The organism is Lentzea albidocapillata, from assembly GCF_000719115.1.
GTDB classification, from domain to species: Bacteria; Actinomycetota; Actinomycetes; order Mycobacteriales; family Pseudonocardiaceae; genus Lentzea; species Lentzea albidocapillata.
Window position 1 is genome coordinate 90961 of record NZ_JOEA01000025.1, and the last position, 23924, is coordinate 114884.

A 23924-nucleotide genomic window follows, 5' to 3' on the forward strand; every position below is an offset into this window, starting at 1 on the left:
GTTGATCTCGCCTGCGTTGACACGCAAGGAAACGTCGTCCACCGCCGCGACATCGCCGTACCGCTTGGCCAGGCCACGGGCGTCGATCACCGGCGTCACTGGTCAGCGACCTTGACGCACCGCACGGTGCGCTCGATCTCCGACACAGACAGCGAACGCCCTGACGGTGCGACGTAGCGCTCGGTGAACTCGGACGGGCCCAGCTGTTCGACCTCGGCCCACCCGTAGGGCGCGAGGAACCCGGCAACCTCCTCGGGAAGGAGCCCGAACTTCCACACATGGCGCTTCACGACGAACTCGCGGTAGGCGGCCTCGCCGCCGAACAGCGCAGTGCCGTCGAGGAAGTCCTTGCGCACGAACGTGAACACCAGCTCGCTGCCCGCAGGCGCTTGAGCGAGAAAGCCAAACGTCGCGCGTACCGCCTCTTCGGTGAGGTACTGGGTGACCGCTTCCCAGATGAAGAGTGTCCGCACTTCGGCGTGGTAGCCGTGCTCGGCGAGCAGCTCGTCGAGGTGCTGACTTTCGAAGTCGATCGGAACGAGGCTGAGGTTCGGCGGCACCTCACCGAAGATCGCACGCAACCGGTCGTGCTTGCTCTCGATGTTGGCGGGCAGGTCGACCTCGAACACTCGCTTGTGGCGGAGCCGGCAGCCGCGTGTGTCGAACCCGGCGCCAAGGACGACCACCGCCCCGGCATCGGTGGCAGCGAGACGGTCGTCCATGTACCGCTTGCGGCACAACATGCCGGCCCACAGGCCAGGGATCTTCTTCTCCGTGGCCGCGATGAGTGCGCTCCGCACCGGACACCAGCGAGCCGCGGCCGCGACCAGACGCCCGGAAGGGGGAAGAATGCGTGCTGCCAAGTCGTCTCGGACGACCGGGTGAGCGTCGTACTGGTCCGCTGCGGCGATGACCATCGGGCCGATTGCCGTGCCTGCGACTGCCGTGTCCATGGAAGCTCCTGCGCCTAGACGTCGTTGAACGACGCCGACCAGGCTTCCCGGCACACCTGTGGGAACTGTACCGCCATTTTGACAGCCCCTGTGCCCCGGCCGTGCCGTTGCTCTGGTTCCTCACCAGGACACGGGAAGTGATTCAACGCCGTAGAACACACCGGGAGGTCGGTAGCGGACGGTCTCGACCGGTATGTCGAGAGCCAGGTCGGGGAATCGGCGAAGCAGGGCGGGAAAAGCGATCGTCAGTTCGGCACGGGCGAGGCCGGCTCCGATGCAGTGGTGAATGCCGAAGCCGAACGCCAGGTGCGGCTTCGGTGTGCGGGTGACGTCGAAGACATCACCGTCGTGAAGCAGTTCGGGATCCCGGTTGGCGGCGGACAGGGAGACCATGACCAGATCCCCTTTGCTGATCTCGTGTCCTGCCAGGACCGTGTCACACGTGGCGGTGCGGGGGATGGTCATCTGCAGGACCGAGCCGAACCGAAGCAGTTCCTCGACGGCGGGCTCGACGGCGTCCGGGTGGTTCCGGATCCGCTGCAACTGCTCCGGATGCCGCAGTAGCGCGAGGGCGCCGACGCCGAGCATGCTGGCGGTGGTCTCGTGCCCGGCGAACAGCAGCAGTTCGGCCAGGTTGGCCAGTTCGGTGCGGCTGAGTTCCGACCCGTGGTTGCGCACGAGCGCACCGAGGATGTCGTCGCCTGGGCCAGCCATGGCTCGCTCGGCGAGTTCACTCATGTAGGCCCGCGACTCGGCTGTGATCCGCTGGATCTCATGCTCGCCGGTCAACCCCAGCACCTGTCCGGCGGCTCGTCGCTGGAACTGGTCGCGATCAGCGTAGGGCACCCCGAGAAGCTCGCAGATGACCAGGCTTGGCACCGGCAGGGCGAAGGCCGTCACCAGGTCGGCCGGCGGCCCTGCGGCGGCCATGTCGTCCAGGCAGTTCTCGATGATCTCGGTGATGCGCGGCTGGAGCGCGCGGATTCGCCGCACGGTGAACTCGCGGGTGAGCATCCGCCGCACCCTGGTGTGGTCAGGAGGATCGGCGGTGAGCAGCGGGTCCCTGGCCGCGTCGTCCTGGTCGAGCGAAGACGTGGACGCCTGGCCGGTTTTGGCACTGGAGTACGTCGCCGGATCGGCGAGGACGGTCCGGACATGCTCGTACCGGGTCACGATCCACGCGGATCCGCCCATGGGGGTGGGTACCTGCCGCACACCTTGCGTCTGCGGGTCGTCGCGTAGTTGCTGGATTTCGGGTAGGGGGTCCAACCCGTCACGAACGAGATGAACGAACATGCTTGCCGGATCTGTCATATTCCGCTCCTGCCGCCAGACCATGCGATCGGCGTGATCCGTCGACCACGTCATACAGTGATGTATAGCATGCTATTCTTCTGTCGTGGAGGGAAACTCGATCGACCCGGACCCGCGGCGAGACACCGGCGTGCCCCGGTCCCGGTCGGAGTCCTCGCTCGGCTACCAGCTCAACCGGACAACCCGATTGCTGGGCCGCGAACTGCGGACGCGACTGGAGCCCTTCGGCATCGCCGCCGCCCCTTTCGCCGTGCTGTTCGAGCTCTACCACCTCGATGGGCTCACCCAAGCGGAACTTCGCGCGCGCCTTCAGGTGGAGCAGCCCACCATGGCCAAGACCCTCGACCGAATGGAACGGGACGGCCTGATCACCCGCCAACCCGATCAGCACGACCGGCGCCGGTCACTCATTTCGCTCACCCCACAAGCTCATCGACTGCGCGCGGAGGTCATCGCCGCCGTCCAGGCGGGTAACGCCGCCGCTCTGCGCGGCTTGGACCAGAGCAGGATCGACCAGTTCTTCGAAACGCTGGCCCTGATCATCGGCAACCTGACCCAGGACGATTAGCGAGCGCGTCATGTGGCGGCCCTGCGTCGAAACGACGATCGATCTTCGCGGCCACCGCACAGCGGCGTGTACCGTTCCCATCGCTGCGTATCCCTGGCTGGGACAGGCAACGCGCTCGAAGCCAGCACATACTCGGATCCATGAGCGGAACTACACGGCTCGGTGACTTCCTCAAGGCGCGGCGCTCGCAGCTTCGTCCGGATGTCCTCGTGAACCGGGTCAGCGCGGCGTCACCGCCACCTCACGGCCGCTGACGGCCGCTGCAGTCCTCCACCTGGGCGAAGCACGCCCTGGCGGTGATCACCCCCTGAAAGGCGCGGCGCTGCCGCATGCCTGAAAACAGTGAGGAAAGCATGTCCGCGAAACTTGCCAAGCAGTCGCTGGTAGCCGCTGTCCTGGCCGCGAGTTCCCTGTTCGCGCTCGGCACCGCTCCGGCGTCGGCCGCCTCCTTCCCGCTGTGCGCGGCGCGCGTCGTCCAGCACTTCGACCTGGACAAGGGGCAGACGCCCGAAAGCATCGTGTTCTCCCCGAACGGCACGGCCTACGTGGCCTTCGCCAAGGCCCGGCAGATCGCCGAGATCTCGCCCGGCGGCGCAATCCGGATCCTGGCCACGCTGCCCGCGCCCGCGGACGGCGGAGTCAACACCCCCGGTCTGGGTTTCCCCCTGACGGTAGGCATCGACCGCGCTTCCGACGGCACCCTGTACTTCCTGTACGCCACCGGAACCGCCGACCTCACCGGCGTGTGGCGGCTGCGTCCCGGCGGCACGCCACAGCGCATCGCGGCGTTGCCCGCCACCAGCCTGCCGAACGGCCTCGCACTCGACCAGAGGACTCGTAGTCTCTACGTCGCGGACTCCAGCGGTGCCGTCTGGCGGATGTCCACTAAGGATGGTGCCGCGACGGTCTGGTCGGCTGACAAGGAGCTCGCACCGGCCGGCTTCCTCGGCGCGAACGGGATCAAGCTCCGCGACGGAGCCGCGTGGGTGACCAACCTCGACCGGGGCACCATCGTGCGTATTCCGCTGCACGCCAATGGAAAAGCGGGTTCCGCACAGGTCACCGCCACCGGCCTGACCGGAATCGACGACTTCGCCTTCACCGGCAAGGGCAACGAGATCATCGCCGCCTTGAACACCACCAACCAGGTCGCGCTCGTCAAGCCCGACGGCACACACCACGTGGTGCTGACCGCTGCCGACGGACTCCAGGGCCCGACCACGATCGCACTGCGCGGCCGCACCGTCTACGTGCCCAGCGCCGCCTACCTCACCGCGAAGGACCCCAACCTGCTGCGGGCCCACCTGGCGCGCTGACTGTCCACATCACCGGAAACCAGTGAGGTAACACGATGAACGAGCTCAAACTCGGTGATGTCACGGTCACCAGGGTCGAAGAGATGCACGGCCCGATCATGCCGGCCGGCCAGTTCTTCCCCGACCTGCCCTCGTTGGCCTGGCAGGACAACCGCGCGGTTCTGGTACCCGATCACCTCGGTGAGCAGGACGACATGGTCCACGTCGCCATGCAGACCTGGCTGCTGCGCAGCGAAGGCAAGGTCGTTCTGGTCGACACCGGTGTCGGCAACGACAAGTCACGGCCCGCGGTCGACGCGTGGGACCACCTGCAGTCGAACTACCTCGGCAACCTCGCCTCGGCCGGTGTGTCGCCCGAGGATGTCGACCTCGTGATCAACACCCACCTGCACGTCGACCACGTCGGCTGGAACACCAGGCTGGTCGACGACGCCTGGGTGCCCACGTTCCCCAACGCCACCTACCTGATGCCCAAGGCGGACTTCGAGTTCTGGAACCCCGCCAACAACTCCGGCATCGCGGGCGGCGTCAACGAGAACGTCTTCACCGACAGCGTCGCTCCCGTCCACGAAGCCGGCCAGGTCCAGCTGTGGGAAGGTGGCCACACGATCGACGCGAACCTGCGGCTGGAAGAGGCCTCCGGCCACACCCCCGGTTCGAGTGTCGTCCTGCTGGACTCCGAAGGCGACCGAGCCCTCTTCGCCGGTGATCTCCTGCACACCCCGCTGCAGATCATGCACCCCGACCACAACAGCTGCTTCTGCGAAGACCCGGTCCGCGCTCGCTCCACCCGGCGCAGGCTGCTCGGCTGGGCCGCGGACACCAACGCTCTCGTACTACCCGCGCACTTCAGCGGCCACGGAGCACTGGAGGTGGCGAGCCGGGGCGACGCGTTCGAGATCAAGAACTGGGCCCCGTTCACCCGGTACTGACAGCACGGTCGAAGGCCGTCACCCAGCTGTGGTGACGGCCTTCGACTTCCGCAATCGTCGAGGAAGTCCCATGCCATCAACCGATGCCACCATCGTCACCACCACCTCCGGCCCGATCCGCGGCCGCGCACACGAGCACGGCACCGTCTACCTCTCGGTGCCCTACGCCGCTGCTCCGGTCGCCGGCGCCCGGTTCACCGAACCGCGTCCTCATCCCGGGTGGACCGAGGTCCGGGCTGCGACACAGCGAGGAGCCACCGCGCCGCAGCCCGTCCGGGACCGCTTCGGAGTCCTCGACATGTCCCCCTTCTTCGGCCCCGGCTGGCTGCGTGGCGACGACTACCTGACCGTCAACGTCTGGGCCCCGAAACAGGACGGGCCACATCCCGTCATGGTCTTCGTGCACGGCGGCGGCTTCATCGCGGGCTCCAGCCACGCACCGCTCTACGACGGGTCGGCCTTCGCACGCGACGGCGTCGTCCTGGTCTCCGTCAACTATCGCCTGGGCGCTCCCGGCTTCCTGCACCTGCCCGACGCTCCGGACAACCGCGGCCTGCTCGACGTGCGGGCCGCACTGGGCTGGGTGCAGGACAACATCCACAACTTCGGCGGTGACACGGGCAACGTCACCCTGTTCGGCCAGTCCGCCGGAGCCATCATCGTCGGCGGCATCCTCGCCGATCCGCTTTCGTCGGGCCTGTTCCAGCGCGCGATCGTCCAAAGTGGAAGCGGTACCGCGGCCTTCACCCCCGAGCAGGCGAGCATCGTCACCGCGGCGGTCGGACACGAGCTGGGATTCGATCCCACGGCGGCGAGCCTGGCCGACGTTCCCGACGAACGCCTCGTCGCGCTCCTGCCTCACCTCAACGACCTGGATCTGCGGACCTCCTCCCACCACGACCCACTCGGCGGCATCACCCGCTTCGGCCTCGTCGCCCCGCACCAACCCGCCGCCGCGGTGGCCGCCGGGCACGGTGCGGACGTCGACCTGCTGATCGGGTCGAACCTCGACGAGGGCAGCCTCTACCTGGCGCCACTCGGCCTGCTCGAGGCCACCACCGACGCCGACGTCCACGCCGCGGCAGCACGCTTCCATCCCGAACCTGATGCCGTGGTGCGCGCCTACCGGCAACAACACCCTTCGGCCAGCGCCGCAGAACTCCGTGTCATCGTCCTCGGCGACGGGCTGTTCCGCTCCGGTACCCGCGCCCTGGCCACCGCACATGCCACCGCCACCCCAGGCCGCACCTACCACTACGAGTTCAGCTGGCGCTCCGACGCGATCAACGGTCAGCTGGGCGCGAGTCACGTCATGGAACTCCCGTTCGTGTTCGACAGGCTCTCCCTGACCACGTTGCACGGACCGGACGCACTACTGGGCAAGGCTGAGGCACCCGCCGCACTCGCGTCCTGGATGCACCAGACGTGGGTCAGGTTCGCGGAGACGGGCAATCCCGGCTGGCGCAGCCACGATCCGGTCGACGGATACGTCCATCCGATCGGAACGACCGAGACCGTCAGCTCGGCATCCGGACTGACCTCGAGCACATCGGCCCGCCACCCGTCGCCAGACGGAGCGATGCGGCGGCTCCTACCTGGGTCACGGGAGCAACCGCCACCGCTACCGCATCGGCACTCAGTGGCGGCGCCGGCGGCTGAGCAGCAGGACGGCGACTCCGCCGATGGTGAGCAGGGAAGCCAGGAGAATCGCTGTGCCAAGGCCGCCGACGCCGGTTGAGGCCAGACCGCCGCGGAGGGGCACGACTGCGGTGGTGGTGGTCGGCGGCGTACTGGGCGCCTTGGTGGTCGTCGTGGTGGGAGCTGCGCACGAGCGGCCGGCCGTCGGATCCACGTCGCCCACGGCGATGGTGAAGACGTCGCTGTCAGTGGCGGTGCTGCCATCGGCGAGCGTCGCCGTGACGTCCACGGTGACGCGGTAGATCCCCTCGGCGCTGAAGGCCCAGTTGGCGTGGGCGTGAGTGCCCAGCGGAACGGTGATCACGTCCGGGAGGCCGTCGGCCGAGTCGGCCAGGACGGTCGGGGTGAGGCCGGTGAGGAACACGGCCATGCGACCGGGACCGTCCACAGCGGACATACGAACGCTGACGTCGCCGGAGATGTCCTGCGGGTTCAAGGACTCGGTGTTCCAGCCCGCCCAGACGATTCCGGGGATCTGGGTCTGCGGGATGAGCCACACAGGTGCGCCGGGTGAGCCGAGGAAGCCGTAGGCCGGGTCGTTCGGCACGGTGTTGCGGGCTGCGGGAACGAGGTGCAGCACCACGTCGGAAGGATCGCGCCACACCGCCGCGTCCGGGCCAGTGGTGCCGTCCTTGATCTCGGTGCGCAGCGCGCCCTCGCGGAGACGTGGGGCGATGAGGTCGACATGGCCATCGTTCAGCACGACGCACGATGCCGGGGGCACGGTGGTTGTCGTCGAGGCGGTCGTCGTGGCGGCGGCGGTTGTGGTCGTAGTTGTGGTGGTCGTGGTCGTAGTTGTCGTAGTCGTTGTGGTGGTGGTCGGTACGCCTGGTCGGACAGTGTTGGGATCGATGTCGCCAACGGCGATCGTGTAGGTCGTGGTGTCGCGCAGTGGCGCGCCCGCGGGCGTCATGGCTTCGACGGTGAACGCGAGCCGGTAGACGCCCTGCGCAGAGAACGTCCAGTTCGCGTGGGCGTGCGTGCCGAGCGCCAGTGGGTGGTGTTGGGGCAGGGGTTGAGCGGTGTCGAAGATGCGTGGCAGCGGCTCGCCGAACGGACCGGACTGGAACACCGTCAGCTTGCCCGGTGCCGGGGCGCCCCGCTGATCACCGGAGACGGAGTCGAGCGTCCAGCGCACGGAGTTCGGATCCACCTGCGCCGCGGTCAGGGACTCGGTGTTCCAGCCCGCCCAGACGACGTTGGGATCCTGCACCTCGGGGATGAGCCAGAGATCGCTGCCGGCAGGGCCGAGGAACGCGTACTCGGGCAGGTCGGGCACCTGGATGCGGGACTCCGGCTGCACATGCGTGACGACCTGCTCGGGATCGTGCCACGTCGGCGGTGTCGTGTTGCCGTCCTTGTAACGCACGTCCAGGGCACCCTCGGTCACGACCGGTGCGAGCAGGTCGACGTGGCCCTGGTCGACGACGGTCGTGGTGTCCTGGGCGAAGGCCGTGGCGAGGGACAGCGAGGTGAGCGCGGCCACCGTCACGGTGGCGAGCGCGGCCCAGCCGCGGTTCAAGGTGCTCACGAGGTCTTCTCCTGGACGCGGCGGCGGGTGATGACGAGCACGGCCACACCCGAGGCGAGCAGAGCCAGGCCCAGGCCGGTGACGGCGGGCAGGCCGGCGGGGCCGGTCGACGCGAGAGCGGTGGTGGGATTGCGGTTGGCGGTGCCGGGCTGCTGCGCCGGTGGCGAAGTGCCGTCGCCGATCGTGAAGGTGTAGGTCTCGGTGTCGGTCAGCGGTCCGCCGGCGCCGGGTGCGGTGGCGGTGAACGTGAGGCGGTAACGGCCAGGTTCGGCGAACACCCAGTTGGCGTGGGCGTGCGTGCCCAGTGGCACGGACTGCACGTCCGGGAGACCGTCGGTGCTGTTGAAGAGGACCGTCGGCTCCCCGAACGAGCCGGTGGTGAACAGGCCGAACGCACCGGGGCCCTCGACGGCGGTCAGCGACCACGTCACCGGTCCGGACACGTCGGCCGGGCGCAGTTCCTCGGTGGACCAGCCCGCCCAGAGGACGTCGGCCCGCTGGGTCTGCGGCAGCAGGAAGACCTGCTTGCCCGCCGCGCCGAGGAACGCGAGTTCCGGGCTCGCGGGCAACGCGGTCCGAGAAGCGGAAGTGGCCTTCAGTTCCACGTCGGCCGGCTCGCGCCACGTCGTGGTGCCGGCGACTGTGCCGTCCTTGACCTGGATGTGCAGTCCATCCGGGAGTAGCCGGGGCGCGACGGCGTCAACGTGTCCCCTGTCGATGACGACGCGACCGGTGGCCGTCGGAGGTTGTTGGGCGGCGACACGAACCTGCGGGCTCGGCGCGATCACCTCGGGCCGAGGAGCCGGCGGGAGGACCTGAGGCGCCACTTCGGGGCGAGCCACCTCGGCGACCGACAGAGCGTAGACGCTCTCGACGGCCAGCGGCCGACCGTCGAGAGCATGCGCGGTGGCTTCGAGGCGGAGCTCGTGACCGCCCGGTCCCGGCAGATCGACCTCGAGCGTTCCGGTGGACGCGACGGGAACCGCGACGGGCTCCGCGGCCGGTTCCCCGCTGTCCACAACGGACGCTCGCAGGGTGACCCTGTCGCCGAAGACGGTGCCGGGCTTGATGGAACTGGTGTCCCAGGTCAGCTCGACGGGCCTGGCCGGATCGGCCGCCTCGACCCGCTGTTGTGCGACCTCGATCTCGAGACGGTCTCCCGCCACGTCCAGGACTGCATCCGCAACGGGGTCAACAGGTTCGGCGAGCACGGCGGGCGCACTCAGCAGCAGTGCGGCGACAACGGCGAACAGCCCCGCCGTGACGCGTGTGGATGCACGCACGCGCATGTGTTTTCGAACCTCCAGGCACCAGCGCCGCCGGATCGGCGGCGCGATCCGACCGTAATACAAACGACAATCGTTTCCAATAGACCATTCAGCCCTGTTGACAACGATTTTCATTGACAAGACTGTGCCGTGTGCCGCGGCCCGCTCGGGTCGCACCACTGCACGATTGGAGTCCACGTCCGTGCGCACCACTGCACACATCGCCCTGCTCTTCGCGGCAGCGACCGGGTTGACCACCCTCACCGCCGCGCCCGCCACCGCCGAAACGATCACCACGATCGACAGCGGTCACGTCGACGTCTTCGGCGTCGCCTTCGAGAGCGGCGCCTTCCACCTGCACGTCCACGACGAAGCCGCCGCGGCCGAGTACGAGCCCTCGGAGGTGCTGCTGGTCGCGAAGTCCGCCGCCAGGACATCCGTGCCCGCCGACCCCGCGTACAGATTCCTCGGCACGCCCGGCGCGCCGGTCTGGGTCCTGCCCCAGGTGCAGGACCCGGACCTGCTGTGGCCCGGGATCGCCGCCGAGGAGATCGAGCCGGGGATCTTCACCGAGGGGACGCTGAAGCTGAAGGTCGAGCGCGTCCGCGGTCCCGGCGACTTCAGCATCTTCACCACCGACGCCGTGGGTGCGCCGACCGTCCTGGTGGACAGCGGCGACGGCCTGCCCGACCGCATCGAACTCACCGCCGGAGGGCACCAGCACGCCAACTGGGCGTTCGAGGCCGCCGGCACCTACACGGTGACCGTGCGCGCCGCGGGCGTCCTCGCCGCGACCGGGCAGAAGGTCGTTTCCGAGTCCGCCACCTACCGTCTCAAGGTGAACCGATGATCCGCCGCCTCACCGCCGTCGCACTGGCCGCCGGGCTCGCCCTGGTGACCTCGGGTACCGCACACGCCGCGGTGACCCTCTCGTCCGGCCACGCCGACGCCATCGACGTCGACTGGACCGGCAGTGCCCTCACGCTCGACGTCCGCGACGACACCGTCGTTCCCGGCGCGGACCGCGACCCGTCCACCGTGACGCTGAACGCCGTGTCGGCGAGCCGCACCACGGTGCCGTCGAACTCCTCCTACGCGTTCCTCGGCTCCCCCGGCTCACCGGTGTGGATCCTGCCGCAGAGCCAGGCGAACGGCGTGCTGTGGGCGGGCTTCAGCACCGAGGGCGTGCCGACGGGAGTACTGCAGGGCAACGCGCTCACCGTGAAGCTGGTGTCCGTCACCGGACCCGCGGGCTTCAGCGTCTTCACCACGAGCTCGTTCGGCACGCCGACCGTGTGGTTCGACAGCGGCAACGGCCTGCCCGACAGCCGCTCGTTCGCCGTGAACACCCACGCCCACGCCAACTGGGCGTTCGAAGCGGCCGGTACCTACACCGCGGTCTTCGAGGTCACGGCCACCCAGGCCGCCGGCGGCGCGGTCACCACGGGCCAGAAGACCTACACCTTCACCGTTCAGCCGTGATCCGTGCGGAGGCCGAGGCGTACGCCTCGGCCTCCGCATCTCGCGCAACAGATTGGCGTGACGACGTGCTCCTTGGCCTGCGCCGACCCCTGCTGGTCGGGTTGATCGTCATGGTGGGGGCTTCGGGCTGCGCCGCTCCTGCCTCGCTGAGCGATCGCGACGGCCGGTTGCAGGTGGTCACCACGACCGGACTGCTGCAGGACCTCGTGCGCAACGTCGGCGGGTCGAGGGTCAACGTGACCTCGCTGGTGCCCGACGGAGCCGACCCGCACTCCTACGAACCGAGCCTGCGTGACGTGCGGAACGTGGTGTACGCGGACGTGGCGTTCAGCAACTACGTGATGCTGGAGGAGCACTCCGTCATCAGGGCCCTGGATGCCAACCTCCGCCCGGAGGCGGCGAACGTCTCGCTGGCCGAGGACGCGGTCAAGTACGCCGCCGAGATCATCCCGCTGGTCGAGGACGTCACGCTGGACACCGTGTGGCTCGGACTGCGGGCCAAGGGCGACGGGAAGGCTCACGGCGCGAACCGCGCGTCGGAGGTCATGCTGAGCATGACCTCCGCCAGCGGTCCCGGGAACGTCTACGGCTACCTCACCGGGTCGTTCGGCGACGCCGACATCTACTTCGACTCCAGCGACGGTTTCAACCCCGGCGACGGGTACGGCGACGACACCGCGATCCTGCCCGCCGACGCCCACACCCACATGTCCTGGGCGTTCACCCGGCCTGGTGTCTACGAGGTGACCCTGTCCGCACGCCTGCGGGTGGACCAGCGGTCACGACCGGTCCCGCTCGGCGAGTCGAAGTTCACCTTCGCGGTCGGTGTACAGCCCCCGAACCGGCCCGTGCAGGTGGACCGCGGGCACGCCGACCTCACCGTCGATCTGGACCGCGAGCAGGTCTACGCCCTCTTCGATCCGCAGGGAGGCGGGGAGAAGGCGCAGCAGGCCGTGCCGGCGTCCGATGCCGTCGTCGTGGTGCCGAGCAAGGCGCTCAGCGAGATCCCCGCCGGGTTCGGGTTCCTGGGCCGGCCCGGTGAGCGGGTCTACCAGCTCGCCCAGGCCGTGCTCGGCAAGCACGTGCACGGCGAGATCGATCCGCACCTGTGGCAGAACGTGCGCAACGCCATGGCCTACACAAAGGTCATCCGGGACGCGCTGATCGAGAAGGATCCCGAGGGCGCGCGGGAGTACCGGCGCAACACGGAGACCTACCTCGCCGAGCTGGACACACTCGACCGGTACGTGCGCGCGCAGATCGGCGAGATCCCGGCGTCGCGCCGTCATCTGATCACGACACACGACGCGTTCGGCTATCTCGCCCAGGCGTACGGCATGAGCGTGGCCGGGTTCGTCACGCCCAACCCCGCCACCGAGCCCTCCCTGGCCGACCGCCGCAAGCTCACCGAGACGATCCGCAACCTCGCGGTGCCCGCGGTGTTCCTCGAACCCAACCTGGCCGCCCGTTCGTCGACGCTCACCCAGGTCGCCGGCGAGCAGGGAATCCGGGTCTGCCCGATCTACGGCGACACCTTCGACGGCGAGGTCACGACCTACGTCCGGATGATGCGGTTCAACGCCGACTCGCTGCGCGACTGCCTGCGCTGATGAAAGAGGAGTACATGAGACGGTCCCTGCCGAGCGCCCTGCTGGTCGTGGCAGCGCTGCTGGCGCCCGCCGCGGCCCTGGTGCAGCCACCCAGCGACGGGCCGGACCAGACCATCGCGCCCGACCAGCGGATCGCGCTGGACGAGGCCGTGCTGGCGCGCGGCCACGTGGACATCGGCCCTCGTTACGTCGACGGCGCGTGGAAGCTGATGGTGCATGACGACACCGGCGAACAGTCCGTGTGGCGGAACCTGGATCGCACGGCGTTCCAGGTTTCGGACAAGGCGTTGCTCACGGTGCCGGACAACCCCGCGTACGCCTTCATCGGCAAGCCGGGCGCGCGGGTGCATGTGCTCCCGCAGGTGCAGAACCCCGAGGTGACCTGGGTCGGCTGGAACACCCAGGACCCCGAGGTGATGGAGGTCGTCGACCGAGGGGTCACCCTGACCCTCACCGGCGTCGACGGCCCCGGCGAGTTGTTCGTCTACCTGCAGGCCGGCAACTTCGGCGCCGCCGACGTGCTCTGGAACTCCACCAAGGCCGAACGCCAGGACATCTGGGTCGACACCAACACGCACACGCACGCCAACTGGGTCTTCACCACTCCCGGCGTCTACCTCGTCCAGGTGGAGGCGCACGCGAAACTGGTGGACGGCAAGGAGGCTCGCAACACCGCGACGCTGCGCTTCGCCGTCGGTGACGCGACCGACGCCAGATCAGCTTTGTCTGCTGCGCCGCGAACGCCGGCGAGCGCAACACCTTCTGCGGCGTCCGAAAAGGACAGTACCGGCGGTTCAGGACCGCCCTGGGGTGTCATCGCACTGATCGCGGCCGTCGCCGTGCTGGCGGTGCTCGTCGTCGTTGTGGTCGTGCGCGGTCGCGCAGCGAAGCGGCAGGGGACATCCGGGTGAACGCGCTGCGGGTGAGCGGCCTGGCCGTGGATCTGGGCGGACGCCGGGTGCTGACCGATGTCGGCCTCACCGTCGACCGTGGCGAACTGGTCGGGCTGGTCGGTCCGAACGGCGCGGGCAAGACCACGTTGCTGCGCAGCCTGATGGGCCTCCTGAAACCCAAGGCGGGCGAGGTGGAGGTGGACGGGGAACCGGTGCGCCGCGCGGGCACCGGCCTGGGGTACGTGCCTCAGCGGCACGAGTTCGCCTGGGACTTCCCGCTCTCGGTGGAGGGCGTGGTGATGACCGGCCGCACCGGACGGCTCGGCCTGTTCCGCAGGCCGCGTGCGGCGGACTGGCGCGCGGTGGTCGAGGCGCTCGACCGGGTGCGCATGGCCGATCTGCGGACCCGCCCGGTCGGTGAACTGTCCGGTGGGCAGCGTCAGCGCGTGCTGCTGGCGAGGGCGTTGGCGCTCCAGCCGTCGGCGCTGTTGCTCGACGAGCCCTTCACGGGCCTGGACATGCCCACTCAGGAACTGCTCTCGGACCTGTTGCTGTCACTGGCCAGGGACTCCAACGCCGTGCTGACCACCACCCACGACTTACCGGGCGCGCTCTACACCTGCGACCGGCTCATCCTGCTCAACCGCACGGTCGTCGCCGCGGGGCCACCAGATCAGCTGCGCGACGAGAAGCCGTGGATGGACACCTTCGGCGTCAGCGAGGGCAGCCCGTTGCTCAAGATCCTCAAGGCGGTCTGAATGTCCCCCATCGACTTCCTCCGCGACCTGGTCAATCCCGACCTCGCGTTCCTGCCCAAGGCGTTGCTGGTCGCGGTGATGTCCTCGATCGTCTGCGGCGTCGTGGGCTGTTACGTCGTACTGCGGGGAATGGCGTTCATCGGCGACGCGGTCGCACATGCGGTGTTCCCCGGACTGGCCATCGCTTTCGCGGTGTCGGGCAACCTGATCCTCGGCGGCACCATCGCCGGCGTGGCGACCGCCGTGCTGGTCGCCGTGTTCTCGCAGAACCGGCGGCTGCGCGAGGACTCCGTCATCGGGATCTTCTTCGTGGCCGCGTTCGCGCTGGGCATCGTGGTGATCTCCAGGGCACCAGGCTACGCGGGATCGTTGCAGCAGTTCCTGTTCGGCTCCATCACCGGCATCCCGGACGAGGACCTGTACACGGTCGCGGTGACCGGCATCATCGTGCTGGGCGCGGTTTTCTTGCTGCACAAGGAGTTCGTCGCGGTCACCATCGACCGGGAGATGGCACGGGCGACGGGTCTGCGGGTGTTCTGGCTCGACATCGTGCTCTATGTGCTGGTCACCCTCGCGGTGGTGATCTCGGTGCAGACCATCGGCAACATCCTGGTGCTCGCGCTCCTGGTAACCCCCGCGGCGACCGCGCGCCTGCTGACCGACCGGCTCGCCGTGATGATGCTGCTGGCGCCTGTGATCGGCGGCTTGTGTGCGTTGGTCGGCCTGTACGTGTCGTGGTCGTGGGACTTCCCGACGGGCGGAACGATCGTCCTCGTCCTCACCGCGGTGTTCCTCACGGCCTGGGTTCTGGCGCCCAGGCACGGTCTGCTCGCCCGCGCCCCACGACGCCGAGCCGAGAGCGCCGCGAGTTAGCCCCGCGGACGACCTGTGCAGCGGTCAGGAACTGCCGCTCGGATTCGAGCACATGCGCGATGCCGCGCTCATGGTCGGTTCGCGGTCTGGGCCGTGCGCACATCCGCACTCCCTGTCAGCACGGCGGCCCGGCGATCTTGACCCGATCGTCAGCCATGCCCTCCCCGCCTCTGTCCCATGTGGATGGTCCTGGCCGTGAGCAGCGCCACGTCGTCACGGTTGCCCAGCCACACCGGCGAGGCGCGGTCGAGCAAACCGTTCCACGCGACGCGATCGTCCTGGGCCAGGTACGCCTGGGCTCGTCCGACTCGTGCGGCGAGCTCCGCGAGCACCACCTCTCGCACCGTCTCGGTGAGCGGGGCGGGCAGGTCCAGCAGCACGCTGCGGCTGGTGACCTGCTCGAGTCCGGCGGACCGCAACAGGCCCGGCCATCCGCGGGCCTCGCGCACGGCCGTGGGTCTGCTCTCGAACCACGCCGTGAACCACTCGTTGTGCGCGGCGTCGAGCCGAGCCTCCAGTCCAGGTCTGCCCACGCCGACGTCCCAGGGCAGGCAACGCGCGGGCAGGCCGCCCTCTCCGAGTGCGAGCAGGCCGCCGGGAGAGAGCAGCCCGGCCAGCCCGGACACCGCGTCCTGCCAGGACAACGCGTGGTGCACGCAGGCACCGGACCAGATCAGCGACACCGGTTCAGGCAGCGGTATGGGACCGTCGTCGAGGTCGTGAAGCACCGTGCGCACACGGTCGCCCAGCCCTGCCTGCTCAGCGCGCTCGCGCACCAGAGCGAGCATCGCCTCGTCGTTGTCCACGGCGTAGACCCGTCCGGCGCGTTCGGCCAGCCGCAGCGTGCCGCTGCCGGATCCGGGTCCGACGTCGGCCACCACGCCGGCGACCGGCAGAGCGTCCAGGAGTGCCAGCTCGGTCTGTGCGAACACCGCTTCCGCCGCGGCGGGGTCCGCGGTCGACGGGCCGGTCATCAGGCGTGCTCGTGCAGGTCGGTGAGGTCCCACTCCGGCAGCGGGTCCTCCAGCTCGCGCCAGTGCACCGGACCGGCCTCGAACTCCTCGTCGGTCAGCAACGCGGGTTCCAGGCGGCGGCGCGGTTCGTCGAGGTCGAGGCCGACGCCGATGAAGACCAGTTCCTGGCGGCCCTGCGGGGTGTCCAGCAGTTGCCCGGGTTCCAGGGTGAGGTTCGGGCCCGCCTGTGACCACACCGCGAGAACCTCGGGGCGGCTGGCGATGTGGCAGAAACCCTTGCTGCGCAACACGCCGTCCCAGCCGGCCAGCGCCGCCATCAGCCGGGCGGGGTGGAAGGGCCGCGACGCGCGGAACGCGACCGAGCGGATGCCGTACTCCTCGGTCTCCGGGACGTGGCCGGTGCCCGCCAGTTCCTGGGCCCAGCCGGGCGCCTGCGCGGCGGTGATCGGGTCGTAGCGACCGGTGTCGAGCACCTCGGCCAGCTCGACGACGCCGTGCCGCGTGTGCAGCAGGCGGGCGGTGGGATTCATCCTGCGCAGCACGGCGTCGAGCGTCGCGAGCTGTTCGCCGGTCACGAGGTCGGTCTTGTTGACCACCAGCAGGTCCGCGAACTCGACCTGGTCGACCAGCAGGTCCGAGATCGTGCGCTCGTCCTCCTCCGCGGCGGCCAGGTCGCGCTCGGCCAGGTGGTCACCGGTGGTCAGCTCGCGCAGGAAGCCCGCCGCGTCCACCAGCGTCACCATCGTGTCCAGCTGTGCGTGGTCGGACAGGCTCGTGCCGTCCTCGAAGGTCCAGTCGAAGGTCGCGGCCACCGGCATCGGCTCCGAAATGCCGGTGGACTCGATGAGGATCGTGTCGAACCGGCCTGAGCGCGCCAGCTCGCCGACGCTGTCGAGCAGGTCCTCCCGCAACGTGCAGCAGATGCAGCCGTTGGTCAGCTCGACCAGCCGCTCGGTGGTGCGGTCCAGGGTGCCCTGACCCGCCACCAGCGCGGCGTCGATGTTGATCTCGCTCATGTCGTTGACGATCACCGCCACGCGCCGCCCTTCCCGGTTGGCGAGCACGTGGTTGAGCAACGTCGTCTTGCCCGAGCCGAGGAAGCCGGACAGCACGGTGACCGGGGTGCGCCTGAACATATGGACATGATAATCATATTCATGGTCGAAATGTGACCGGTTCCGGCCTCGCGATCATCCGTACTGAGTGGAAGGCACGCACATGCCCCGACACGGCCTCGCTTCCCGCCGAGCCGTCCCGTTCCTCGTCATCGCCGCGGCGATGACGGCGTGTTCCGCTCCTCCGGCGGACGGCGGTGCGACCACCCCTGGCGGCTCCAGACCTTCGATCGACCGCAGGGCGGCACCGCTGGAGCCGGCGCTGACCGTCACCGATCCCCAGGGCCGGACGCTCGCTCTCACGAAGCGGCCCGAGCGGATCGTCTGCCTGAACGGGCTGTGCGACGACATCGTGACCACGCTGGGACTCACGCCGGTCGGCACGAGCAACCCGGCACTGATCAAGCACCCGGCACTGCTCGGCGAGCAGGCGGGCGCCGCCGTCGCGGTGGTGCCGGGCACGTTCGGCAGCGAGGACGTCGAGGCCATCGCGGCGATGCGGCCGGACCTCGTGATCGGGCTGCCCGGTGTGCACGACCCGCTGAAGGAGGCGGTCGAGCGCTTCGCTCCACTGTGGACGGCTGATCCGGTGACGTGGGAGCAGTCCGTCGGTTTCCTTCGTGCCCTGGGCGCGCTGACGGGCCGGGTGGAGCAGGCTCGTGGTGCCGAGGAACAGTTCCGCGGCACCGCTGAGCGGCCTGACAGTTCGTCAGCTGGTGCGCCAGGGCCGTTACGCCGCAAGAGGTCCGTTCGGAATGCTGACCGAGGCGGACGACGACGAGGTGCGTGCGGCGCTGCGCGACACCGGAACACAGCAGTGGGCGGACATCCCGGTGGACCAGCTCTCCGGCGGCCAGCGACAGCGCGTGCGGCTGGCTCTCGCGCTGGCACAGGACGCACCGGTGCTGCTGCTCGACGAGCCGACCACCTACCTGGACGTCCGGCACCAGCTGGAGGTCCTGGACCTCATCCGCCGACTCCAGCACGAACGATCACTCACCGTCGTCGCGGTACTGCACGACCTCACCCAGGCCGTCCGCTACTCCGATCGCGTCGTGGCGCTGCGGCACGGCCGCGTGCACGCCGAGGGTGCTCCGCAGGATGTCGTGGACACCGCGCTGCTGCGCGATGTCTACGGCGTGCGCGGCCGTGTGTGGCACGACGAGCTCAGCGGCCTCGTCTGCACGTTCGACGGGGTGTCCGAGATGGACTGAGTGTCAGACGGCGCTACGCAGCACAGGGGTCACCCACGCCAGCACCACACCGGACAGCAGAACCAGCACACCGGCCCCGAGACCGGCGCGCGGGTCACCCACCGCCACGGACACGGTTCCCGCCAAGGCGGCACCGACCGGCTGCCCGACGCCCCAGGCCAGCATCCTGGCAGTGGTGTTCACCCGGGACTGCAGCTCCTCCGGGCACACCTGCTGCCGGTAGGTGATCCCGTTGAGAACCACTGTGGCGTGAGCGGCACCCCAGTACACCGCCGCCGCACACACCAGCAGCCAATGCCCGCTCACCAGCACGAAAACGCCACCCAGCAGGGAAAGCGGCAACGCCGTCAACGCGAGCCGCGCGCCACCCCAGCGCGCGGTCAGCCGTGGCACCAACCGGGACGCGACGATCGCTCCGGCACCCCAGCAGCTGAACAACGCGGCGAGCCGGACGTCACCTCGCGGCGCGACCCCCAGCACCCGATCAGCGAACGGCACCAGCACCGCCACCCAGGCACCACTGGCCACCGAGTGCGTGGCGCCGACGAGGGTCAAGGTGCGGATGATCGGCTCACGCCACAGGAACCGCAGCCCTTCCCGTACGTCGGCGACAAGTTCACCGGCACCCCGCACAGGACGCGGATTGGCCATGTTGCTGACGATGCTGCGCAGCAACAACGCCGACCCCACAGCGGTCAGCGCGTTCACCGCCAGCAGTCCCGCCGGTGCGACGACGGCGATCACCAGACCGGTCAGACCGGGCACCACCAGTTCCACCGCGGTGGTGCGTCCGAAGAGAGTCGAGTAGGCGGCTGTCAAACGATCTTTGCCCACCAACGCCGGCAGTGCGCCGAAGTTCGCCGCGTCGAAGAACACGAACGCCGTCTGCGTCGCGAACGCCACAGCCACGACGTGCGGCGCGGACAACACACCGGCCCACCACGCGAGCGGAACGCTCAGCAGGACGGCGGCGACACCGAGGTCGAGCGCCACCATCATCGCCCGGCGATCCAGCCGATCCGCCAGTGCCCCGGCGAGCAGTCCGAACACCAGGTACGGCAACGCCTCCGCCACCGCGACCGCCGATGTCCACCCCGCCGATCCGGTCAGCTGGTAGACCAGCACCGGCAACGACACAGCCGACACCACGGCGCCCGCGACCGACAGCACGCGCGCCAGCAGGTAACGACTGAAATCACGCTCGGACGCGTGCAGTTCTTCGATGCTCGTCACGCTAACAGCATATGACTATCATGTTCATCTTTGCGACGGCTGCACCGAAGGCTCGTCATCGGCCTCAGCCGAGGGGCTGCACCACAAAGTCGACGTCGGCCGGCACGCCTGCGACGCCCTGTGTCGCAACAACTCCAAGGCAGGCGCCCGCAGCACGCACGCCCTCTCGCGCCTCAGCGAGGAAGCTCGCGGGTAGCTCGTTTCCGGCTTGGTCGAGCAGGACGTCGTCGAAGCCGAGTGATGCCGCCTCACGGGCCAGCGCCACGACGTAGCCGCGCACTTCGGGATGGCTCGAGTTGGTGAAGGCAAGAGCGCCGTCGTGAGCAGCATGGCCCCGCAACCCGGCGTGCCACGCCGCCTTCGCGAGAACCGGGTCGCGGAACGGCACCACTCGCGCCACGGCGCGCAGCCCGGCCCGGTGCAGCTGGTCGACGGCTGATCGCGGGTCGTAGCGGTCGCTGACCGCACCGATCTGACCGGCCAGCACGACGTTCGAGAGGTAAGGGACCTGACCGGCCTCGTCCTTCACGTCGAGCACGACGGTGTCGATCTCGCCCTTGCGGGCCATCGCGAACACCGCTTGACGTGACTGCGGCGACGTCCACTCCCCCGGCGTGAGATGCGCAACCCGCATCGCGGGACGGACGACCGGCACCGTCATGTGCCGTCCCGTCGCGTTTCCCGCCGTATCGCGTGCTTCTACGAACACGGTCGCCGCCGCCGGTACGGTGACTTCGAAAGTTCCATCGAGCAGTTGCGCGGAGTTCTGGCCGACCCGTACGAGCACCGCTTCGCTTGTCGTTCCGCGCACGGTGATGGAGGTACGCGGATCAGCCGCCTCGGTCCGATCGATGGTGAGCGAGGGTGCGGTGTTGTCGATCGTGAAGTTGTGCTCGATCTCCGCGTCCAGCCACAGCAGTGAGGCACCGCGGACCCGAGCACGCAGCGTGTGCACGCCTTCGACCGGCTCGAAGCCGTGGAGCCGCAGGCGGTCTCCGTCACGACGAGTCAGAACGGGCTCGTCGTCGACGAACACATCCACTTTGTCCAGCGCGCTCGGGTCTTCAGCGGTGACGCTCACCTCGCGCACGGCGGCCGTCTTCAAGACCGCACCGTGTTCGAGTCCGTCGACAGCGAGCCCGAATCGCTTGAGGTGCAACACGGAAGCCACGCCGGTGAACGACAACGTGCACACCGCGGCGAGCAAGGCGAGCAGGATGCGTTCGGACTTTCGCAGTCGGACGTTCATCGTTCATCCCGTGGTCGTTGGCCCGTGAAGGCCAGCTACCCCTGCCAGGAAAGGAAAAACCCGACATCATGATGTTGACACGAGCGAGTGAATGCGGTCGTGTTCAGGCAGTCCACCCTCAAGGCCGCGTGCCTCGCTGACGACTACTCCCTGGCGGCGTCGTAGGCGAGGTGCAGCCAGTCCGAGACGGCGACGGCGGACAGGGCGGTCATGACGAGGCGGGTAGCCCTCGGCGCGAGCACCAGACCCGCGGTGAGAGCGCCCGCGATCCAGACGCCGGAGCAGAACGGACAGGTCACCAGCTCGCCGACGGCGTGGCGCACGCCGTGACCGCGCACGGTCTCCTTGACCTCGGCCGCACCGGCGGGCTCCTCAAAGCGAGTGAACGGCGCTCGCAGCACGCTGGTGATCGAGGACTTGGTGAGCAGCCTGCTCGACTTGTGGGTGGCCAGAGCCAGCAGGATGATGTCGTCCGGAGTGAACCGCTGCGGTAGCCGTGTCCCCCTGTGCCGGCCGACAGCCGTGGCGACACCCACCAGAGCGCCGTACGAGCACAACGATGCCAGGTAACCGAACAATGGGCGTCGTTCGCCGTCCGCGTAGGCGAGCTGGGCACGTTCGAAGGACTCTGCGATCGACATGGCAAAGGTGTTGCCGCTGCGCGTGTGGCCAAACCCAGGGGTTCGGGGGGCCCGAGTGCCCGCTGCGATGACCCTTCCGACGCTCAACTGCCGGCGGGCTCCAGCCGAACCACGAGTCCGCGCACGGTGAGCACCGTGGACTCAGGACTCTCCGGCAGAACGAACTCGACGTCGACCGGCCCGTCGTCCCAGCGCAGCGGTTCTCGTGCGGCCAAGCGGATCTCACCACCTGGCTGAGTGATCGTCGCGGCATTCTGCTCCAGCACAACGGTTCCGCCGTCCTCGGCACCACCTGCGTCCGGAAGCTCGGCGGCCAACCGGATCCCGGCGGGCCCCGTGCCGTCGCAGTCGCCGGTGAAGTCGAGCACCATCGTCTTGGACCGCAGCGTCACTTCGGCACCCTCAGCGCGGCAGCGAGTTCTGGTCATGCCTCAGCCGTACCCGTCGGCATCACGACCAAACTTCGGACACCTGTTCGGCGGAGGGCGGGTTCTCACGGTCGAAGCGGTCGCCGCCGCCGGGAGCCTCTCACGCGGTCCGCGGCACGCTCCGCACATCCGGGTACAGGTCGAGTACGCGGTCGATCCCCGCGACCGCGAGCGGCCGGCGTACTGCCGCACTCGGGACGATCGCCAGCCGCGTCCCACGTCGGGCGGCTGCGTTCTGTGACTGGAGGAGCAGACGGAGACCTGCCGATGCCATGAAGGCGACACCGGTGAGGTCGAGGATGAGCAACCCTCGAGGGGTGGCGAGCTGAGCCCGGATCGCAGTCCAGACAAGCTGCTCGGTGGTCATGTCGACCTCGCCCGCGATCGACACCACGGTCGCATGGCCGGTGTCGACGGTCCTCACGGTGGCGAGCAGGTTCGGATTGAGCTTCGACATGCCGTCGCTCTTTCCTGCAGTGGGGTGTAACCGCGTCCTGGCTGGTACCCGTCCTGCCCAGGCGTCAAACCTCGTGTTCGTGCACTCGCGGCTTGCGGCAATCCGCTCATCGACCGGCTTCGAAGTAGAAGTGTGAAACCGGGAATGACGCGTGCGATCAACCCGCACCTGCTGACCGGTGCCCACGCACTCGGCGCGCTGCTCGACGCCGAGCGAGCCGAGTTCGAAGCACACCTGGGCAGGTGCCGGGGTTGTGCGGACGAAGCGGCCGAACTGAGGGAGACCGCGGCCCGGCTCGGCAACGCCGTCGACCACGTTCATCCGAACTCCCTGCGGCCACAGGTGCTGGCCGCGATCCGGCACGTGCGGCAGGTGCCGCCGGCCTCGGAAAGCGTGGCGGTTTTCTCACGGCGTCAAGGTTTCCGGCGCGCCGCGGCCCTCATCTCCGCTGCCTGTGTGGCCGCCGCGGCGGTGGCCGGTGTGCACAGCGCACTGACCACCTCGACGTTCACCCCAATGGCCGCGTCTGCGCGTACTCACGTCGGTGATCTTCTGGCGGCGCCGGATCTGCGGCTCGTCAGCGCGGGAGGTCAGGCGGGTACCGCCGCGTTGTCGCGCAGCCGCGACGAGATGCTCTTCCTGGCAGGCGGCCTGCGCACGTTGCCGCGTGACCGGGTCTACCAGCTGTGGCTGGTGGACGGCCACGGTCCACGATCCGCGGGCACCATGCGTCCGGCGGGCGACGTGACGTCGCTGCTCGTGGGTGGGATCGAAGGGGTCGGCGAAGCCGTTCTCACCGTCGAGCCCACCGGTGGATCACCGAGCCCGACCGGGTCTCCGGTCCTCACCATCGTCCTTCGCTGAATCGGACGCAATCCAGCTTGAGCGGCGCACCGAATCTCGGTCGTGACCGATCACATCCTCGTCATCGGATATGGCGATGCCGGACGCCGCGCCCTGAACTCGGTGCTGGCATCGCAGCCGGACGCAAGGCTGACCGTCCTGGACACCGACTACCTCGCCGTCGCCGAGGCCTCGGCCAACGGCGCCACCGCGGTCCTGGGGGACGGGCGGGACCGATGCGCGCTGGACGAAGCCGCCGCCGACGTCGCCGACCGCGTCATCATCGCGGTCCCGGACGACCTCAACGCCTTCCTGATCACGAGAGCGGTGCGGCCTTTGAACCCCGGCACCGTGATCGTGGCCATCATCCGCGAGCCGGAGAACCACACGATCTTCGCGTCTGACGGGATCGTGAGCATCCACATGCGACAACCGGACGACCGGCAGACGTGAAAACTCCGGGAACCGCCTACACAGCGCGGTTCCCGGAGTCGCGGTACTGCTGCCCTGGAGATGTCAGGCGGGCATCAGGACCGAGTCGATGAGGTACACGGTGGCGTTGGCGGTCTTCACG

25 protein-coding genes are annotated in these 23924 nt (G+C 68.9%); 13 read left to right on the plus strand and 12 right to left on the minus strand.

Going from position 1 to position 23924, the window contains the following annotated elements; translation table 11 throughout:
* Positions 1-95: 95 nt before the first annotated feature.
* On the minus strand, positions 96-953 hold the full coding sequence (locus IG04_RS0135455) for an SAM-dependent methyltransferase (RefSeq protein ID WP_030481114.1): 858 nt from the start codon (positions 951-953) through the stop codon (positions 96-98).
* Between the two features lie 120 nt (positions 954-1073).
* Positions 1074-2147 (minus strand): cytochrome P450, encoded by a 1074-nt coding sequence (locus IG04_RS0135460; RefSeq protein ID WP_245816449.1) that lies wholly within the window; start codon positions 2145-2147, stop codon positions 1074-1076.
* A 205-nt stretch (positions 2148-2352) separates the two neighbouring features.
* Between IG04_RS0135460 and IG04_RS0135465 the strand changes: the two genes are divergently transcribed.
* From IG04_RS0135465 to IG04_RS0135480, 4 genes are all read left to right on the plus strand, one after another.
* The gene (locus IG04_RS0135465) at positions 2353-2835 is read left to right on the plus strand and encodes a MarR family winged helix-turn-helix transcriptional regulator (protein WP_036016562.1); all 483 of its coding nucleotides are present in this window, start codon (positions 2353-2355) and stop codon (positions 2833-2835) included.
* A 353-nt stretch (positions 2836-3188) separates the two neighbouring features.
* Positions 3189-4151, plus strand: a complete 963-nt coding sequence (locus IG04_RS0135470) for an SMP-30/gluconolactonase/LRE family protein (RefSeq protein WP_030481117.1) — start codon at positions 3189-3191, stop codon at positions 4149-4151.
* A 35-nt stretch (positions 4152-4186) separates the two neighbouring features.
* Complete coding sequence (locus IG04_RS0135475) at positions 4187-5083, plus strand: MBL fold metallo-hydrolase (protein ID WP_030481118.1); 897 nt, start codon at positions 4187-4189, stop codon at positions 5081-5083.
* Positions 5084-5153: 70 nt separating this feature from the next.
* Positions 5154-6821: a carboxylesterase/lipase family protein gene (locus tag IG04_RS0135480; protein ID WP_063758353.1), complete on the plus strand. Its 1668-nt coding sequence runs from the start codon at positions 5154-5156 to the stop codon at positions 6819-6821.
* Here the strand turns inward: IG04_RS0135480 and IG04_RS47370 are convergent.
* Both IG04_RS47370 and IG04_RS44530 read right to left on the minus strand, forming a co-directional pair.
* Positions 6720-8312, minus strand: a complete 1593-nt coding sequence (locus tag IG04_RS47370; RefSeq protein ID WP_051771343.1) for a choice-of-anchor M domain-containing protein — start codon at positions 8310-8312, stop codon at positions 6720-6722. The two genes, IG04_RS0135480 and IG04_RS47370, sit on opposite strands and share 102 nt — an antisense overlap.
* Entirely contained in the window at positions 8309-9601 is a 1293-nt protein-coding gene (locus IG04_RS44530; RefSeq protein WP_051771344.1) for a choice-of-anchor M domain-containing protein, read from the minus strand. The genes IG04_RS47370 and IG04_RS44530 overlap by 4 nt, the downstream gene beginning before the upstream one ends.
* 181 nt (positions 9602-9782) lie before the next feature.
* Here IG04_RS44530 and IG04_RS0135495 point away from each other — a divergent pair, with 181 nt between their 5' ends.
* The 6 genes from IG04_RS0135495 to IG04_RS0135520 are packed head-to-tail and all read left to right on the plus strand — an operon-like array spanning position 9783 to position 15196.
* Positions 9783-10430, plus strand: a complete 648-nt coding sequence (locus tag IG04_RS0135495) for a choice-of-anchor M domain-containing protein (protein WP_051771345.1) — start codon at positions 9783-9785, stop codon at positions 10428-10430.
* Positions 10427-11062, plus strand: a complete 636-nt coding sequence (locus IG04_RS0135500; RefSeq protein ID WP_030481123.1) for a choice-of-anchor M domain-containing protein — start codon at positions 10427-10429, stop codon at positions 11060-11062. Before IG04_RS0135495 ends, IG04_RS0135500 begins: the two co-directional genes overlap by 4 nt.
* Entirely contained in the window at positions 11059-12672 is a 1614-nt protein-coding gene (locus IG04_RS0135505; RefSeq protein WP_245816447.1) for an anchored repeat ABC transporter, substrate-binding protein, read from the plus strand. Before IG04_RS0135500 ends, IG04_RS0135505 begins: the two co-directional genes overlap by 4 nt.
* Positions 12673-12686: 14 nt before the next feature.
* A complete protein-coding gene (locus IG04_RS0135510) occupies positions 12687-13583 on the plus strand; it encodes a choice-of-anchor M domain-containing protein (RefSeq protein WP_051771346.1) in 897 nt (298 codons plus the stop codon).
* Positions 13580-14323, plus strand: coding sequence for an anchored repeat-type ABC transporter ATP-binding subunit (locus IG04_RS0135515; RefSeq protein ID WP_030481126.1), 744 nt, complete (start codon positions 13580-13582; stop codon positions 14321-14323). The genes IG04_RS0135510 and IG04_RS0135515 overlap by 4 nt, the downstream gene beginning before the upstream one ends.
* On the plus strand, positions 14324-15196 hold the full coding sequence (locus IG04_RS0135520) for an anchored repeat-type ABC transporter permease subunit (protein ID WP_030481127.1): 873 nt from the start codon (positions 14324-14326) through the stop codon (positions 15194-15196).
* A gap of 149 nt (positions 15197-15345) precedes the next feature.
* Here IG04_RS0135520 and IG04_RS0135525 read toward each other — a convergent pair whose 3' ends face one another.
* From IG04_RS0135525 to IG04_RS0135535, 3 genes are read right to left on the minus strand one after another with little or no spacing between them, the layout of a single operon-like run.
* Positions 15346-16170, minus strand: coding sequence for a class I SAM-dependent methyltransferase (locus IG04_RS0135525; RefSeq protein ID WP_051771347.1), 825 nt, complete (start codon positions 16168-16170; stop codon positions 15346-15348).
* Positions 16170-17306, minus strand: a complete 1137-nt coding sequence (locus IG04_RS0135530) for a GTP-binding protein (RefSeq protein WP_030481129.1) — start codon at positions 17304-17306, stop codon at positions 16170-16172. Before IG04_RS0135530 ends, IG04_RS0135525 begins: the two co-directional genes overlap by 1 nt.
* Before the next feature lie 54 nt (positions 17307-17360).
* On the minus strand, positions 17361-17774 hold the full coding sequence (locus IG04_RS0135535) for a hypothetical protein (RefSeq protein ID WP_030481130.1): 414 nt from the start codon (positions 17772-17774) through the stop codon (positions 17361-17363).
* A 266-nt stretch (positions 17775-18040) separates the two neighbouring features.
* On the opposite strand from IG04_RS0135535, the gene IG04_RS0135540 reads away from it, so the two are divergent.
* The gene (locus tag IG04_RS0135540) at positions 18041-18499 is read left to right on the plus strand and encodes an ABC transporter ATP-binding protein (protein ID WP_245816445.1); all 459 of its coding nucleotides are present in this window, start codon (positions 18041-18043) and stop codon (positions 18497-18499) included.
* A gap of 3 nt (positions 18500-18502) precedes the next feature.
* Here the strand turns inward: IG04_RS0135540 and IG04_RS0135545 are convergent, their stop codons facing one another.
* The 5 genes from IG04_RS0135545 to IG04_RS47375 all read right to left on the minus strand — a co-directional run bounded on the left by IG04_RS0135545 (position 18503) and on the right by IG04_RS47375 (position 22507).
* The gene (locus IG04_RS0135545; RefSeq protein WP_030481132.1) at positions 18503-19732 is read right to left on the minus strand and encodes an MFS transporter; all 1230 of its coding nucleotides are present in this window, start codon (positions 19730-19732) and stop codon (positions 18503-18505) included.
* A 64-nt stretch (positions 19733-19796) separates the two neighbouring features.
* A complete protein-coding gene (locus IG04_RS0135550; RefSeq protein WP_051771349.1) occupies positions 19797-20981 on the minus strand; it encodes a putative glycoside hydrolase in 1185 nt (394 codons plus the stop codon).
* 143 nt (positions 20982-21124) lie between these two features.
* Positions 21125-21622, minus strand: a complete 498-nt coding sequence (locus tag IG04_RS0135555) for a DUF1360 domain-containing protein (RefSeq protein ID WP_030481134.1) — start codon at positions 21620-21622, stop codon at positions 21125-21127.
* Positions 21623-21705: 83 nt separating this feature from the next.
* Entirely contained in the window at positions 21706-22050 is a 345-nt protein-coding gene (locus IG04_RS0135560; RefSeq protein WP_144065527.1) for a hypothetical protein, read from the minus strand.
* A 100-nt stretch (positions 22051-22150) separates the two neighbouring features.
* Positions 22151-22507, minus strand: coding sequence for an STAS domain-containing protein (locus IG04_RS47375; protein ID WP_051771350.1), 357 nt, complete (start codon positions 22505-22507; stop codon positions 22151-22153).
* Positions 22508-22651: 144 nt separating this feature from the next.
* On the opposite strand from IG04_RS47375, the gene IG04_RS0135570 reads away from it, so the two are divergent.
* Positions 22652-23371, plus strand: coding sequence for an anti-sigma factor (locus IG04_RS0135570; protein WP_030481137.1), 720 nt, complete (start codon positions 22652-22654; stop codon positions 23369-23371).
* A gap of 42 nt (positions 23372-23413) precedes the next feature.
* Positions 23414-23803 carry an NAD-binding protein gene (locus tag IG04_RS0135575; protein WP_030481138.1) on the plus strand — a complete coding sequence of 130 codons (390 nt, stop codon included), beginning with the start codon at positions 23414-23416 and terminating at the stop codon, positions 23801-23803.
* Positions 23804-23924: the final 121 nt, after the last annotated feature.

Coding starts and splice junctions, on each gene's coding strand:
- IG04_RS0135560 (WP_144065527.1), bottom strand. CDS start 22,050: ATGACCAGAACTCGCTGCCGCGCTGAGGGTGCCGAAGTGACGCTGCGG.
- IG04_RS0135475 (WP_030481118.1), top strand. CDS start 4,187: ATGAACGAGCTCAAACTCGGTGATGTCACGGTCACCAGGGTCGAAGAG.
- IG04_RS0135530 (WP_030481129.1), bottom strand. CDS start 17,306: ATGTTCAGGCGCACCCCGGTCACCGTGCTGTCCGGCTTCCTCGGCTCG.
- IG04_RS0135550 (WP_051771349.1), bottom strand. CDS start 20,981: ATGAACGTCCGACTGCGAAAGTCCGAACGCATCCTGCTCGCCTTGCTC.
- IG04_RS44530 (WP_051771344.1), bottom strand. CDS start 9,601: ATGCGCGTGCGTGCATCCACACGCGTCACGGCGGGGCTGTTCGCCGTT.
- IG04_RS0135570 (WP_030481137.1), top strand. CDS start 22,652: ATGACGCGTGCGATCAACCCGCACCTGCTGACCGGTGCCCACGCACTC.
- IG04_RS0135510 (WP_051771346.1), top strand. CDS start 12,687: ATGAGACGGTCCCTGCCGAGCGCCCTGCTGGTCGTGGCAGCGCTGCTG.
- IG04_RS0135500 (WP_030481123.1), top strand. CDS start 10,427: ATGATCCGCCGCCTCACCGCCGTCGCACTGGCCGCCGGGCTCGCCCTG.
- IG04_RS0135480 (WP_063758353.1), top strand. CDS start 5,154: ATGCCATCAACCGATGCCACCATCGTCACCACCACCTCCGGCCCGATC.
- IG04_RS0135520 (WP_030481127.1), top strand. CDS start 14,324: ATGTCCCCCATCGACTTCCTCCGCGACCTGGTCAATCCCGACCTCGCG.
- IG04_RS0135455 (WP_030481114.1), bottom strand. CDS start 953: ATGGACACGGCAGTCGCAGGCACGGCAATCGGCCCGATGGTCATCGCC.
- IG04_RS0135470 (WP_030481117.1), top strand. CDS start 3,189: ATGTCCGCGAAACTTGCCAAGCAGTCGCTGGTAGCCGCTGTCCTGGCC.
- IG04_RS0135540 (WP_245816445.1), top strand. CDS start 18,041: ATGCTGACCGAGGCGGACGACGACGAGGTGCGTGCGGCGCTGCGCGAC.
- IG04_RS0135525 (WP_051771347.1), bottom strand. CDS start 16,170: ATGACCGGCCCGTCGACCGCGGACCCCGCCGCGGCGGAAGCGGTGTTC.
- IG04_RS47375 (WP_051771350.1), bottom strand. CDS start 22,507: ATGTCGAAGCTCAATCCGAACCTGCTCGCCACCGTGAGGACCGTCGAC.
- IG04_RS0135555 (WP_030481134.1), bottom strand. CDS start 21,622: ATGTCGATCGCAGAGTCCTTCGAACGTGCCCAGCTCGCCTACGCGGAC.
- IG04_RS0135535 (WP_030481130.1), bottom strand. CDS start 17,774: ATGGCCTCGACGTCCTCGCTGCCGAACGTGCCCGGCACCACCGCGACG.
- IG04_RS0135460 (WP_245816449.1), bottom strand. CDS start 2,147: ATGGGCGGATCCGCGTGGATCGTGACCCGGTACGAGCATGTCCGGACC.